10 protein-coding genes are annotated in these 15,380 nt (G+C 44.1%); 9 read left to right on the top strand and 1 reads right to left on the bottom strand.

Annotation, left to right across the window (positions count from 1 at the left end):
- Nucleotides 1-202 precede the first annotated feature (202 nt).
- The 7 genes from AB6735_RS12265 to AB6735_RS12235 all read left to right on the top strand — a co-directional run bounded on the left by AB6735_RS12265 (nucleotide 203) and on the right by AB6735_RS12235 (nucleotide 9,192).
- Complete coding sequence (locus AB6735_RS12265) at nucleotides 203-427, top strand: hypothetical protein (protein WP_143013807.1); 225 nt, start codon at nucleotides 203-205, stop codon at nucleotides 425-427.
- Nucleotides 385-645 carry a hypothetical protein gene (locus tag AB6735_RS12260; RefSeq protein WP_369829166.1) on the top strand — a complete coding sequence of 87 codons (261 nt, stop codon included), beginning with the start codon at nucleotides 385-387 and terminating at the stop codon, nucleotides 643-645. Before AB6735_RS12265 ends, AB6735_RS12260 begins: the two co-directional genes overlap by 43 nt.
- Entirely contained in the window at nucleotides 629-775 is a 147-nt protein-coding gene (locus AB6735_RS12255) for a hypothetical protein (RefSeq protein ID WP_176851921.1), read from the top strand. Before AB6735_RS12260 ends, AB6735_RS12255 begins: the two co-directional genes overlap by 17 nt.
- 56 nt (nucleotides 776-831) lie before the next feature.
- Nucleotides 832-4,965, top strand: a complete 4,134-nt coding sequence (locus tag AB6735_RS12250; protein WP_370996201.1) for a two-component regulator propeller domain-containing protein — start codon at nucleotides 832-834, stop codon at nucleotides 4,963-4,965.
- Nucleotides 4,966-5,204: 239 nt separating this feature from the next.
- Nucleotides 5,205-5,786, top strand: a complete 582-nt coding sequence (locus AB6735_RS12245; RefSeq protein WP_090463757.1) for an RNA polymerase sigma factor — start codon at nucleotides 5,205-5,207, stop codon at nucleotides 5,784-5,786.
- A 45-nt stretch (nucleotides 5,787-5,831) separates the two neighbouring features.
- On the top strand, nucleotides 5,832-6,833 hold the full coding sequence (locus tag AB6735_RS12240; protein ID WP_176851923.1) for a family 43 glycosylhydrolase: 1,002 nt from the start codon (nucleotides 5,832-5,834) through the stop codon (nucleotides 6,831-6,833).
- Nucleotides 6,834-7,539: 706 nt separating this feature from the next.
- Nucleotides 7,540-9,192 carry an RICIN domain-containing protein gene (locus AB6735_RS12235; RefSeq protein WP_370996200.1) on the top strand — a complete coding sequence of 551 codons (1,653 nt, stop codon included), beginning with the start codon at nucleotides 7,540-7,542 and terminating at the stop codon, nucleotides 9,190-9,192.
- 204 nt (nucleotides 9,193-9,396) lie between these two features.
- On the opposite strand, the gene AB6735_RS12230 is transcribed toward AB6735_RS12235, so the two are convergent.
- Entirely contained in the window at nucleotides 9,397-11,871 is a 2,475-nt protein-coding gene (locus AB6735_RS12230; protein ID WP_370996199.1) for a family 43 glycosylhydrolase, read from the bottom strand.
- 422 nt (nucleotides 11,872-12,293) lie between these two features.
- On the opposite strand from AB6735_RS12230, the gene AB6735_RS12225 reads away from it, so the two are divergent.
- Complete coding sequence (locus AB6735_RS12225; protein ID WP_090463771.1) at nucleotides 12,294-13,292, top strand: family 43 glycosylhydrolase; 999 nt, start codon at nucleotides 12,294-12,296, stop codon at nucleotides 13,290-13,292.
- A 929-nt stretch (nucleotides 13,293-14,221) separates the two neighbouring features.
- A complete protein-coding gene (locus AB6735_RS12220) occupies nucleotides 14,222-15,163 on the top strand; it encodes a glycoside hydrolase family 43 protein (RefSeq protein ID WP_090463774.1) in 942 nt (313 codons plus the stop codon).
- The last annotated feature ends 217 nt before the right edge of the window (nucleotides 15,164-15,380 follow it).

The following is a 15,380-nucleotide window of genomic DNA, read 5'->3' as shown; positions in this document are numbered from 1 at the left end:
ATCGATAGTTTTTTCTGCTGTCTTTGTACCAAACTCTTCGTATTCGACCGTCCGGTTGTTAAAATTGGTTAAAAGGCTTCTTGCAAAGAAGCTTTTTTGCTGATAACTGGCTTTTAAAAGTATGGCGAAGCCTGGATTACATCAGCCGTATTTGCCGGGAATTTTGCGCGAATGAGTTATGACTGTTAAAATCATCTTTAATATGAAAGGGAAACCAATCTTCATTGTTACCATTTTTTTATGTTTATCATCAAGCCGTTTGTTGGCCCAGACCAGCCCGCAGGATGCCCCCGCTTATTGCGTACAACAGGCGAAAAAAACGCTTGCAAACGTCCACGCTGGTACTAAAAACCTGCCGCGTTCTATTTTGACAGGAACAAAAGAATGGAGTTACGTGAACGAGCGCGACTGGTGCAGCGGTTTCTGAAAAATCTGGGAAAACATACTGAGCAGGCATCCTCTTTTGTTGCTATGGGTGTAGTCGCTGGTGCTGTTTTTCCGCTCCTCATGGAACGTATTGCTGATCATGATGTTGCATACGCATATTACCTGCCGGTTATATGCTATTTTGTTATATTTTTGTTTGGGGTTAAATTTTATAAGGTGCAGAATGCTATCGGTATCACCAATGAAAAAAAATTATAAAGAAGCGGACATTCCGGCTCTTTTTAAACTGAAAAAGCCGAAAATTGACGAACAGCAAATTAAAAATAGTTGGGAATCGATTTCCAAAAAGCTGGGCAAGCTGCCTGAAAAGGTAAAGCCGGACCGTTAAACCGCATAGTCAGGAGCGATTAGGCTATTGATGATTTGAACAAAGATTTTCAAAAATTGGATAAGCGTACAATCAGGAAAAAGGCATGTGTTTTTGCAGGACTATCAATGCACTTTGATTTGCTTTTAAAAATGGCCCTGATCATCTTATTCTGCTCCTGTAACCATGCAGACGCGGTAGTCGCTCCTGCGTCACATATAGATCGTATAAGCCTGAAAGAGGGGCTTTCCAATAGCGAAGTCAGGTGTATATTTCAAGACCGTCGCGGTTTTCTCTGGTTTGGTACTTATGATGGCCTGAACCGTTATGATGGTTATGACTTTAAAGTATATCGTAACCAACCGGAAGATAGTTCTTCCATTATTCATAGTTATGTGAATTGTATCGCCCAGGATGCACGCAATAATTTATGGGTAGGTACCAGGCAGGGGGTCAGCATGCTGGACCCGCTCACGGATAAATTCTCTGCTGTTTATGCGGTACTGCCCGGCGGCCGGAAGATTGTTATTAAAAGTTATATACGGGATATCAAGGTAGACAACAGTGGAGATATAATCGTAGCCTCTCAAGGTAACGGCTTGATTGTCTTTAACAAGGGTAGCCGTGTAGGCAGGCCCATACCTCTTGATATTATTGCGCAGCTTAAATGGAATTATAGTGTAGAGGCATTATTAGTGCGGCCCGGTAACCGCATTTATGCAATGATCGCTGATCTGGGCTTATGCGAGTATGACGCAGCCGGGAATAAATTTCATTTGCTCAATGGTACGGTGCGCAGTGCTACCTGTATTTACCCCGATAACGGTAACCTTTGGCTGGGCACCACAAAGGGGCTATACCATTTCAACACCCGCTCTGGCGCCTATGACCGATTTTTAAATGAGTCCGAGGGAGAATTCAGATCAAACAGAGTGACCAGTTTACAGGCAATGCCGGATAGTAGTTTATGGGTTGGAACAGATGGGGGAGGAATCCAGATATTGAATAAGAGCCGTACGCAGATCTCTTATTTGGCGGAAGGAAACGACGAACAGGGGCTTTCTAGTAATGCCGTGTATTCACTGCTGCTGGATAGGAATGGACGAAAATGGATAGGTACGCTCAGGGGAGGAATAAATGTGATCGACGAGGTTAAAGACAGGTTTCAAAACGTCCGTCATGATCCGCTGAATACCAACAGCCTGATCAGCAATTTTGTAAAATCACTTTTTGAAGACCGGGACGGAAAGCTGTATATTGGCACAGATGGTGGCGGGCTGAGTATCTGGGACCGGCGCACCGGCCATTTTTCCAACTTCAGGCACGAGCCAGGGGTGCCAGGGTCATTAAGCTCAAATTTTGTCACCAGCATTATCCAGGATTCAGCGGAAAATTTATGGATCGCCACTTTTGACGGAGGGATTAATCTTTACAAGACCCAGCAAAAACGATTCAAAGTTTACCGTGGACTCGATGTGCACGGTAAAGAAAGCCGCATAACCTTCTGGTGCCTCTATGTTGACCACGCAGGGAACCTTTGGGCGAGCGGTTTACAGAATGGCTTGTTCATTTATGACCATAAGACGGACCAGTTTAAATTGTATGACGCAAAATTGTCAAACATTTTGTCGCTATCTGAAGACCGGGCCGGAAACCTTTGGGCCGGAAATTTCGACGGACTTTATAAAGTCGATATCAAACAAAAGAAATTTAAATTCTACACAACCGGAAAACCGGTCCGGTCTATCCACCAATCCGCTGGCAGCGACCTATGGCTCGGAACAGAAGCCGGCCTGGTGTATTTCGAGACATCCGTCGGCAAAGTCACCCGGCAGTTTACGACCCGGGCCGGCCTGAGTAACAATAATGTATTGGCAATAGAAGAAGATAATTCTAAGCAGCTTTGGCTAAGCACGTATAACGGGCTTTGCCGGTTTGATCCTTGGCGAAATACATTTACTAATTTTTATCAAAGTAACGGGCTTGCAAGTAAAGAGTTCAATTTCAATGCTTCACTCAGGTTGAGGAATGGCCAGCTGGCATTTGGTGGCACAGGCGGGCTTACCCTGTTTTTCCCCGAACAACTCGTTCCGTTGCGTAATGCGCCGGATATGGCGTTTACAGATATTAGGATCGACGCTCAACCACTGGATTTTTATCCCGGCTTTTTCAAAGCTAATGAACATAACGAACTTGTTTCGCTGACGGTACCTTATAAAAACGCGTCGTTGTCTTTTCGGTTTGCCGCTATAGAGTTTACGGCGCAGGAAAGAATAAAGTACCGTTATATTCTTCAGGGATGGGATAGAAAATGGATTGATGCCGGCCATCAGCGCAACGCATTGTATACACGGCTGGATCCGGGCAGTTACGTTCTGAAAGTCAATTGCACGAACCCGGAAGGACAATGGACCGAAAATCAACTTACCCTTAACATTGTGGTTCTTCCGCCCTGGTATGCCACCGTGTGGGCATTTATTGCTTATGCATTACTGATAGCCGGAATAATTTATTGGTATGTACGCAATAAATTTAGGGAAACCAAGCTGAAGTATGAAATTAAGCTTGCAAGTGCAGATGCCGAATACCAACGTAATCTTCAGGAAAAAGAAAAAGAACTGAACGAACGGCGCATTGAGTTTTTCACTGGTGTTGCCCATGAGTTTCGCACTCCACTTTCACTGATCATCAATCCTGTAAAAGATTTGCTGGCCAGGAGTAACGCCAGTGAACGGCAGGATCTGAATATCGTTTACCGTAATTCAAGGCGTTTGCTGAGCCTTGTTGACCAGTTGTTACTCTTTCGTAAAGCTGATGCAGTGGCCGACGAGCTTCACATCGCACCGATGGACATCGTGCTCGTTTGTCGCGAGGTTTATCTTTGTTTCTTTCATCAGGCAAAGGTCTCGGAGATTAACCTGGTACTCGACGCCCCCGGCGACGCTATTATTATTTACGGAGATCGTGAAAAGATCGAGATTATCCTGTTCAACCTGATCTCCAATGCAATTAAATATTCTGCAAACGGGAAGACGGTGACGGTCCGGTTAAATGACACGCCGGAAGAAGTCATTATAAAAGTAATAGATAATGGCCCCGGAATACCCAAGGAAGCTGGTGGCCATGTGTTCGAGCGATTTTATCGCTCTGCCAAAACGGGGCAAAAGGCCGGGTTTGGAATTGGGTTATACCTGGCGCAACAATTTACGCTGCGGCATCAGGGACAACTCTATTTCGAGAGTATCCCGGGTAACGGGACGACATTTAACCTGGAGCTTTTGAAAGGTACAAGTCACTTTCCCGGGGTTATCGTCTCTGATAGGGTAGATCTTATTTCGCCGTTGCTGAATGAATTGTCAGATGAAGGCGGTAGTGCGGAGACCGATGAGATTACTTTTGAAACAAAAGCTCTTGTCAGCGATAAAAAAACTATCCTGGTGATCGACGATGATACGGAACTGCGGCGCTATATCCGGTCTTTGCTAATAGCTTATTATATTGTATATGAAGCTGAGAATGGTCAGATCGGCTTAACAATGGCCCGGGACAAGCGGCCCGATATGATCATATGTGACCTGATGATGCCGGAGTTAAGTGGCATTGAAGTTTGTAGCGAGATAAAAAACGATCCCCAGCTCAGTTATATTCCGATGATCCTGCTGACGGCAAGTGCGTCTCCCGAAAGCAAGATCAAAGGCCTTGAAAGCGGGGCGGATGATTACATTCAAAAACCGTTTGAAAAAGAAGTATTGATTGCCCGTATAGCAAATCTCCTGCAGAATCGCGATAATTTACAACAGTATTTCTATAATACGATTACGCTTAAAAAAGCCAACATAACCATCTCAGATGAATACAGGCAGTTCCTCGAAAAATGTATTGACATTGTGGAAAAGAATATTACCGACGATGACTTTTCCATTAAGGTGCTGGCTGCGCAGATCGGGATGAGCCATTCAAACCTGTACCGTAAAGTAAAATCCTTGTCCGGGCACACGATCAACAGCTTTATCCGATATATCCGCTTGCGTAAGGCTGCGGAACTGCTGATTCAGTCTAATCTGAATGTTAATGAGGTGGCAATTGAAACAGGGTTTAATAGCATAAAATACTTCCGGAGCCAGTTTTTTAAATTATTTGGTGCTAATCCCTCAGACTTTCTGAAGCAAAAAAGACCTATCTTTAAAAAGAGATTTAATGTAGATAGTTGATATTTAGTACTTTAATACTTAAAATTGGTGCGCCTTAATCCATTTAGGTTTTTCTTAAAATGTCGAATTTGTACCGCCAAAATGATTAATTTGTGTCCCTTCTTGATCATCAAAACCTCTCATATTAGCTTTCATAAACCAATTATTAAGCCGGGAATAAAAGCTCCTTAATCGATTTTGGAAATCGTTGTTGAGCCTGCTTGCCTGACGCGGCCTATTAAAAAACTCATGGAGCCAATATGAAGAACGGTACCGAATTAACGAAGTGGTGGGCGCAAACCCTCGTAGGAGATGTGAAATCTTTTAGTCGTATCCACGATACATTGTATTCTCCTTTGTATTTCTATCTGTTTAAGATCGTTAAGGATGAAGATATCGCCCAGGATATTTTGCAGGACCTTTTTATTAAATTTTGGGAGCGGAAAGAAAGGTTTGGACCGATAAATAATGTCAAATATTACTTTTTTAAGTCGGCCAGGTCCCTCGCAATTAACTACCTGAAGGCTTACCGGCCGGAGTCGCTTGATCCCGAAAATCATAAACAGGTAGATGTTGTTTTTTCCGCTGAAGACCTGATTGTTAATATTGAAGTCGGCAGGGAAGCCCGGCAGATCCTTGCGATGGCTTTAAATACATTGCCCAAACGTCAGAAAGAAATGATTTTTCTCCGGTATTTTGATGAATGGAACTATGACCAGATCGCCGAAGTGACCGGTTTGCAGTATCAGTCCGTTGTCAATCACGTACACCGCGGTGTTAGTCAGCTTAGACTCAAGCTAACGGAAAATAAAAAAACTTTCCCGAGGGAGCTTGTCGCCTGATCATAACTTTTAGAAACCACCTTTATCCATAATTTATTTAACAAAATGTCGATCATAAAATATTTATTACAATCTGCTATTCTTTCCCTTGGGCTAATCTCTGGCATGCATATTTCAGCACAGCAATTAACTAAAGTAAGTCCCGGGGGAGTATGGCCGGACGATAAGGGTGAACATATACAGGCCCATGGTGGTGGTATAATCAAGGTAAAAGATACCTATTACTGGTACGGCGAAGAAAGAAGACAGGGCCTTGATAGCAACAAACGCTATGTAAGTTGTTATACCTCCAAGGACCTGATGAATTGGAAATTCAGGGGAGATGTTGTTCAGATGACAGACCCGGAGAACCTGGGCCGGCATTGGATACTGGAACGGCCCAAAGTGTTTTACAGCAAAAAAGATCATCGGTTCGTCATGTATTTTCATCTTGACAACGCCACTTATAAGTATGCCAGGGTTGGCATCGCGGTTAGCAAAAAACCCGATGGTGATTTTCAGTATCTCAAAAGCTTTCGACCTTTAGGGCACGAGAGCCGGGATATCGGGCAGTTTGTGGATGACGATGGTACACCATACCTTATCTTCGAGGATCGCCCACTTGGTTTTCACATCGCCAGACTGACCGAAGACTGCCGTAATATTGACAGTGAGGTATGCTTAATACCTGAACACATGGAAGGCGGTGCCATTGTTCATTATAAGGGACTTTATTACGCTATAGGGTCTGCGCTGACAGGCTGGAAAGCTAATCCTAACCAGTATGCAACTGCCAAATCTCTTGAGGGGCCGTGGTCGGAATTTAAGGATATTGCGCCAAAGGAAACCAATACCTACGGCTCACAGTCAACGTTGTTGCTGAAGGTAACAGGCAGAAGGGATACCACTATCCTGTTTTTGGGCGATATCTGGAAACCCAAAACACAGTGGGACTCACGATACCTTTGGATGCCTGTTGAAATCGGCGATGGGAAGCTTTGGTTACCTCAGCCGGAACCTTTTAAAATAGATGTTAAGAGTGGTACGGCGGTAAAGACCCCACAATAAACTTTTAACTATCAGGCCGAAAAGGAAGTAGCTTTGACTGTTTCCGCCGCTACCGATTTGTGGATTTGGCATCCCTGGATTGCCGCATAAACTGGTTGGCCTGGGTCTTCCACTGCCTGTTGCAGTACCCGCTGCCCGGTATTTATTTTGCTTACACGCACCGCACTCAACTTTATTGACAGATGACCGCTCCGGAAGTGCACGTGTTTTTCAAGCGGTTTGAATTAAATTGCAATTTTTCTTGCAACAGCAGCACACTGCTGTTGCAAGAAAGTGTATATGATACTAAACGAGTAATTATTTTGCTTGCTGCCACATAAAATACTTTATCGTTGAGTATCAATCTAAAATATCCGCGTCTTTGTAAAAGATCATACGCTGTCGCCGATGCTACACCGTTATTTTCATCCCCTGATTATTCTTTATGAGTCTAACCTCATCGGTTATCAAATATTGTTTGGCCAACAGTGAAGCAGCCTGTCTTCATCAACAGGTAAGGGAAAGTTGCAGCCCTGAAAAATGCAGCGTCACCATTTTGTTTTATTTATAATTCCTTAAGAGTTGTTGTTTCGGAGCGATTTATTGACCGCCGCTAGTATCAAATACAGCTTTTTAGGAATAGAAGGAGCGTTTTTTATAACCAATTGTAAACGGTCCCAGTAAATAACGGCGGCTACGTGCTGCCTGTACTTTAACAATTAAAAATATGAGAAAAAAGTTATTAGTATTATTTGGCTCCTGTTGCATCATTGCAGCTCTGGGCTGTAAAAAGACGATTTCGCCTGATAACCTAAGTTCGGAAAGCAATCTGAACGGGGCCACAAAGCTGAAAACAAATGCGGTGTTCAGTTTTATACATCCGGGTATGCTGCATACCTCTGCTGACCTGATCAGGATGCAAATCAAAGTGAATACCAATGCTGCTCCCTGGGTAGACAGTTATAATTTACTTACTGCGAATTCCTACGCGCAGCTAAACTACACGATGGCCGGCCCGAACGATACCATTACAAGAACCAATACGGGCGGCAATTATGTACATCTCATGCGGGACGCAGCCGCAGCCTACCAGGATGCGTTACAATGGTACATTTCGGGCAATAATGCCTACGCCGATAAAGCCGTGAGTATCCTCAACGCCTGGGCAACCACATGTAAAGCGATAGGCGGGGATTCGAACTATGCCCTGGCTTCTGGCCTTTACGGATACCAGCTTGCAAATGCTGCAGAGATTCTTCGCTCGTATAGCGGCTGGGCTGCTGCTGATTTCAGCAATTTTAAAACATTTATGTTAAATGTTTTCTATCCGGCAGCCAACGGATTTCTTACTGTTCACAACGGCACCTGCGATACGCATTATTGGGCAAACTGGGATTTGTGCAATATGGCTACTATTTTGTCTATCGGTATTCTATGTGACGATCAGGCCAAATTTAACCAGGCCATAACTTATTTTAAAAGTGGCATCGGGAATGGCAATATCGACAAAGCGGTGTTCTATGTTCATCCCGGCAACCTGGGACAAAACCAGGAAGCAGGCCGTGACCAGGGGCATGCAACGCTGGATATCTCACTAATCGGTGCATTTTGCCAGATGGCCTACAATCAGGGACAGGATTTGTTCGCTTATGAAAACAACAAGGTACTTGCTTTAGCTGAATATACCGCAAAATATAATCTGAATATGAGCGTACCTTACAACACCTACAATAATTGCGATAATGTAAACCAAACGATTATTTCAGACGGTTCCCGTGGTATCATCAGACCCTGCTGGGAACTGATTTATAATCATTATCAGAACGTCATGGGTATAACAGCGACCTATAGCGGCCAATTTGCCACTCAAGTCAGGCCGGAAGGTGGTGGTGGAAACTACGGCTCAACCAGCGGCGGTTTTGATCAGCTGGGCTTTGGTACGCTTACCTGCACTGTCGGCACACAGCCGATTGCCAATGGGACCTATCACCTAGTTAACCGGGCAACTGGAAAATACCTCGACAATCTCGGTGCAACTGCAGACGGGGCTGACGTTGGACAATGGGCTTCAGGTTCCAGTGATAATCAAAAATGGACATTGACCTATAGTGGTGGCTATTATAAGCTGGTTTGCGTATCCAGTGGAAAAGCTTTGGATAGTTATAACCATTCTGCCGATGCTTCAACCGTTGCACAATGGACAAGCGGGGGTAGTACGAACCAGCAGTGGACAATTGTTCAGATCGGTTCGTTCTATAAAATCGTGAACAGGACTAATGGCAAATGCCTGGATACCGGCGGAGGTACAGCAAATGGTAGTTCCATGACGTTCTATGGTAATAATGGTAGTCTGAATCAGCAATGGCGTATCGTGCCATGATCGGCTATCGTTAAGCTTACGAAAATAGAATAAGCACAAACTATACAGATGTCGTGTGAATGCTTTCGACCTTTTCTGCATGAATAGGCTTAAATGTGCCATTGTTCATTGCTGGGGTCGCTGTTATTTGCAAATAAAAAAAAATTCCTCAATCCAATTACAGGGTTGAGGAATTTCTTTTCTGGCCGGTAGGATGCCATCAGGCTAATTATTTTTATTGGCCTTCGTTTTCGTTTTGTTTTCGCGGTGTTCCCAATAATTCCTTAGGGTTTCTGCCTCCTCGCTTGTCAAATGGACGACCGCCCCGTGTTTGGGTGAAGTAAAGTTGGTTGTTTTCATCACACCTTCATTAAAATGCCCGATATCTTTAATATTGACAAAGTCTGAAGTTTCAGAAAAGCCAAAATTGCTGGGTGTTATCCCATAAACATCGTACATCAGCACCCATTTGTCTTCACCAATCCGCTTCCATACCGTAGGGGCTTCACATGCTTTTGATTCCGGATCATACCAGCGTGGGTCATAATAGTAATCGCCGTTGATTTTATCTGAAACTGCCTGTTTAATGCCCGGCGTACCATCATGGGAAACGTAAAATAAGTGATACCTGTCGCCAATTTTAGTGATATCCCCGTCAATGGCGGCAATTTTTTCGTCAGGATACTGAAATAGCAATTCAGGTGTTGATTCGAGCCGGTTGAAGTCGTCGTTCACATAGGCATAGTAAAGCTGGTTAGGCCCGTTACGATAACGCATGGTGAAATAAATCATCAGTTTTCCTCTTACTTCATCATAAATTGTTTCAGGAGCCCAGGCGCAACCTATTTCATTGAACTGTGCAGAAACCTCGTTCAGGCGCAAGTTAGTGTGTGTCCAGTTGATCAGGTCCCATGATTTCATCAATACAAGGCCGCGGTTGTTGCCCCATCCGTAAACTTTGGGATCTCGCTCCCATTCTGTGTCCCTCAGGCCGTCACGCTTTGCAAAAACATGCAAGTCGGTCATGGCAAGATAAAAAGCCCCGTCGGGCCCGCGGTAAATATGCGGGTCGCGAATTCCCTTTTGATCTGCAATCGTGTCGCCGGCAATAACTGGTTTACCTTTATTGACATCTGTAAATGAATAACCGTCATCACTTAGCGCCATATAAAGTCCGTGTGTTTCGTCTTTATGGTAAACCATCAGGTACGCGCTCATATCGTGCTCCGCAGGAATGGCGTTTTTGTAGCGGAACTGTTTAAAAGAGGCAACACCCTTACCAGCCGAAATAAGCCCTATGCGTAAAGCATAAAACCCGTGGTATTTGTTGTGGTTCATTGAAGATACATCCACGTTTGCCGCTAATGTTGTCCATGTTTTGCCATCCCTGCTGGCGAGGAAAGTGCAGCTATTACCGCGGTTTTGAATTTTTAGGAAAAAGGTGTTGCTGAATTTAGCGGGTAGCCCGATCTTTTCTTCTGCGTTTTTATAAACGGTGATCTGCTTCCCGTCAGATAATACGCCGGCATAAGCCTTCTCATTGTAAAACAGGATCAAACCCGCGGTGTTTCCTTTACCCGGCTTTATCTCTACCTGGGTTTCATAGTTTTTATCGGTTGCCGTTGTTAGTAACAGCCGGCCATCTGCGGGGCTTGTTCCCTTCGCGGATATCAACAAGCTCTGATTTTCTATTGAAACCGCTTTAGCCGCATTTTCTTTCCAGAATGTCCATTGCAGGCCGAGTTCTTTATGATCAAAATTGTCGGAGAGCGGCATCCCGTTAGGTATATTTTTCTTTGGTATAATAGGCGTCGTGGTTGCCTTTGGCCTGGGCCAACCGTCCTTTGTCCATTCAATAGGCTCAATCAGCGTTTGCCGCCCTAAGGTATGATAGCCCTTAGCATAAGCGTGATAAACAATCCACCAATTACCGTTCACATCGTCAATAAGGGTCCCATGCCCTTTCGACCACCAGTTATCGGTGTCGCTATAAGTATGGATCAGCGGATTATATGGAGAGTTTTCCCATGGGCCATTTACACTTTTCGCCCGGGCAACTACCGCCATGTGGCTCGTTGCAGGGCCGGCCGTGCCGCCTTCTGCCGATGTCAGGTAATAATATCCGTCTTTAAACAATAGCTTGGGGGATTCCAGGCACATGCATTCCGTATTCCATTTTTTAGGATATTGCCAACCCTTATATACTTTTTTCTTTTCGCCCATGGTGGCCAACCCGTCATCGGTAAGTTGTATGACCTCACCTTCGTTTACATACAGGTATCTTTTGCCATCCTCACCAACGATATGGCCAGGATCAATACCTTTTACTTTCAGGTCAACCGGTTTACTCCAGGGGCCTTTAATATGGTCGGCCCATATCACCCAATTCGTCCCCGCGGAAGGGAAATAAATGTAAAATCTGCCTTTATATTTCAAAAGGTCTGGCGCCATAGCCGAGCCTTCATATTCGGGCATTACCCTTACTACCGGTTCCCAGTTCATCAGGTTCTGGGAATGCCAGATGAGAAAGCCTGGTGCATAATAAAAAGGAGAATGGGTCATATAATAGTCGTCGCCGTCCCGCATAATGGTAGGGTCTGCATAATCACCAGGTATGATCACCCTCGGATATTGCTGTGCTTTTAGAATTGAAAAGACGGATGATGTGCAAAGTAGAATCAGAATTATTCGTTTTATCATTTTGTGGGTTATTTGAATGCCTTCTTTACCAGCCGTACGTAAACCCGGCTATCTTATCGTTATAGCATTCGGATACTGTTTAATTACTAATAAGCAGACCCTTGGCTACAATGATCAGACAAAAAAAAATCACCGGTATACTCAATGTTTAAAATTAAGAATACCGGAACAAAAGACAGAGCTTCAAATTCAGAAAAAAACCATGGTGTTAAACTTAAATAAGCCGGTTGCAACATTTTAAACAAATATGGAATAGCAGAAGGACAGGCAACGCTGAAATAGGAGGTTAAAGGCGAATTTGTACCCCTTATTTGACGATTTTAGGCATAACATGCCAAATCGGATTTAATTTACTTTGATTTGCATTATAACGGCACGCCGATATTTTGTCGCTAACCAATTTTAACCAAAATAATATAAGGATGAAAAGAATCTCATTACTGGTACTTTGTGTTTTGTCATTTTACGGCGCTTCCGGGCAGAGCCGCGAAGGCAAACCTGCTCCCAAACCGTTATTCCGTGATCCGGTTTATGATGGTGCTGCCGATCCAACCCTGATCTGGAATTCCGCCCAAAAAAAGTGGTTTATGTTTTATACCAACCGGCGTGCAACCGACACCGCCGATGGTGGCGTGGCCTGGGTGCATGGCACGGAGATAGGTATCGCAGAATCCACCGACGGCGCTGATTGGAAATATCACGGTATTGCTAAAATCAGTTATAAGCCCGATTCAGGCTATACTTACTGGGCTCCGGAAGTGATTGATTATAAAGGTATTTACCATATGTACCTTACTTATGTACCCGGGGTGTTCAATGACTGGCATCATCCGCGGAACATCATCCACCTCACCAGTAAAAATCTGTTGGATTGGAAATATGAATCTAAATTACACTTGGTCAATAATAGCGTTATTGACCCATGCGTCCTGCGGCTTCCGGACGGTACCTGGCGTATGTGGTATAATAATGAGAAAGACCATAAATCTATTTATTTTGCGAACAGCCCTGATTTATACCATTGGACCGACGGGAAGAAAGCAATTTACGACCAGCCGGGAGAAGGGCCCAAGGTTTTTAAATGGAAGGACAAGTATTGGATGATCACCGATGTCTGGCAGGGGTTGGCTGTCTATTCCTCCGACGATCTGCTTTTGTGGAGCCGACAGCCCGGTGCCAACTTGCTTACCGAACCAGGCAAGGGACGGGATGACGGTGTGAAGGGCGGGCACTGTGATGTGCGGATAAGTGCGAACGGTCGCGCTTACCTGTTTTACTTTCTACACCCCGGAAACACCGGAGCAAAGGTGAACCGCTACGAAAAGCAACGATCCAGTATCCAAGTAGTGGAACTTAGGTATGCCGACGGGAAACTGTCTTGTAATCGTGATTTGCCTACCTATGTAGAGTTGAAACCATAATTGATTGTCAGTTCATTTTTATTGGCATAAGCCATCATATTTGAGACACCGGTTATAGGAAATCAACCTGGGATAAGCCAATGGGTAAATATCTTCCGGTTTTTAAAATGTTCAAAAATATATGGTGATACAAACTTCAGTGTTTTTGATTTATAGGTAATGTAAAAGCTGGAAGAGATATTTCATGCTTTTTTGTTTGTGCGGGTCCGACTTTAAATTAATGAAAAAAAATGAACGGGAATAGAGTATCCGGCAACACTTTTCATGTCCAAGTAATAATGACCTTATGATGTGATCCAACTACGCTGGCTTAATTAAGCGGAAGAAACTAGTTACCTAATTATCAATAAGTGAAATTATGAGTAATCTGCTTTACATCTCAAAGAAAGAACTGGTCTGCCAACCTATTCCTGGTGGTCATTCTCTGTTATGATCTGTGCATAGAAGCAAAATCAGCGGAAAAATTATAGACGGGGGTAGTAATGACATCGTTATTGGTATCCACGTCCGAATGAATGGGGCGACTACAGGTAGCGTTTCGGATGCCTAAAGGCGTGCTGAGCTAAATGTTTTACCCGGTTCAATTTGAAGATCAGTTATGAATAGAGAATGCTCACCTGCACTTTCGTTCTGCCGGTGTCGTTAACCAGGTTTAATTGTTGAAATTACAATTGTATTCGCTCTTCTTTTAATGATAGTTTATATTCCTTCTTTAAGGTCCTCCTAATTCACTATGAGTGTAAAAATTGTCAATATGATCAGGGATTCGACTCCCGTTCACGAAGCGGTTCCGTGAAGAGTATGATGTTACCTTCATATCATGAATAGATATGCCCGGTTGCTTTTTAACTATGGTTATCAGGTCTGCAGATTTTTAAAACTAAATCAGGTGTTATGACCCGCCTGATTATATAAAGCTCATAAAAAACATGAAGAAAACAATCATTTTTGGGTTTTGTGTCTTTCGGGTATTAAGTGTGTCCTTTTTACACGCCCAACCAGCCATCGATACAACAGCAAAACAGTATTTCCTTTTTTCCTACTTTCTTAAACAGGACGCCGGCGTTAATCTTGCCGTAAGTACCAATGGCATAAACTGGGTTCCCGTTAACAAGGGAAATGTAGTGGCGACGGCACGGGTCGGCGAAAAGCTGGTCAGAGACCCGAGTATCAACCTTGGCCCGGACGGTGTCTACAGGATGGTCTGGACAACCGGTTGGAAAAGTAAGACCATAGGATATGCTGCCTCTAAAGACCCTGTACACTGGGGTGAAGAACAGGCAATACCGGTAGGCGCGGCAATCGACAGTACCACTAACTGCTGGGCTCCGGAAATTTATTATGACACAGAGCGAAGGAGATATATGATTTACTGGTCCTCGAACGTCGGCCCTTGGAAAAAAGGCGGGGAGGGCAGGATCTATTATGTGACCACCCCTGATTTTAAAACGTTCAGTAAACCTGAAGTTTTGTTCAGAAATGGCTTTCCGGCCGGAGGCGCGCCCGGAAATAAAGGGCCCATCGATGCTTTTATTTATAAGGACACAGAACACAGGTTCCTTTTGTTCTATAAAAAGGATGATAACTCAAAGGTTCCTACCATTTATTTCAGGGCTGGTGAAACGCCTGAAGGTCCGTGGGGAAACGAACATGGACCTGTAACTCCTTCAACCGGGGATGAAGGTCCCTCTGTAGTCCGGATCGGTGACCGTTATTGCCTGTTCACAGACCCATTTGAAAGCGACTTCGCCTATATGTTCGTATCTGCCGATCTCAAAACCTGGCAGCGGGAAGTTACCGACCTGAAAATGGCTCATGGTACGGTGATCGAAATACCTAAAAATGTGGCTTTGAGGCTGATCGGTCGATAATATCTATTGCTGGATATCATTCCAGATACATGCCCGGAAACGAATCAGTTAAAAATACGCAGGTATTTTAACAGGAAAGCAAGCAATGTGCGAAATTCAAAAACTTAGTTAGTGCTATATGTTCCCGGGTTAAATCGGAGCTCGCTTTTTACGGTGATGATCGCTTTGGAAAAGATATAAATTAATTGTTAAAAAAACAATTAATTATGCCAGAAAT

The organism is Mucilaginibacter sp. RCC_168, assembly GCF_041355315.1.
GTDB lineage: Bacteria > Bacteroidota > Bacteroidia > Sphingobacteriales > Sphingobacteriaceae > Mucilaginibacter.
This window is presented reverse-complemented; position numbering and strand designations above follow the sequence as displayed.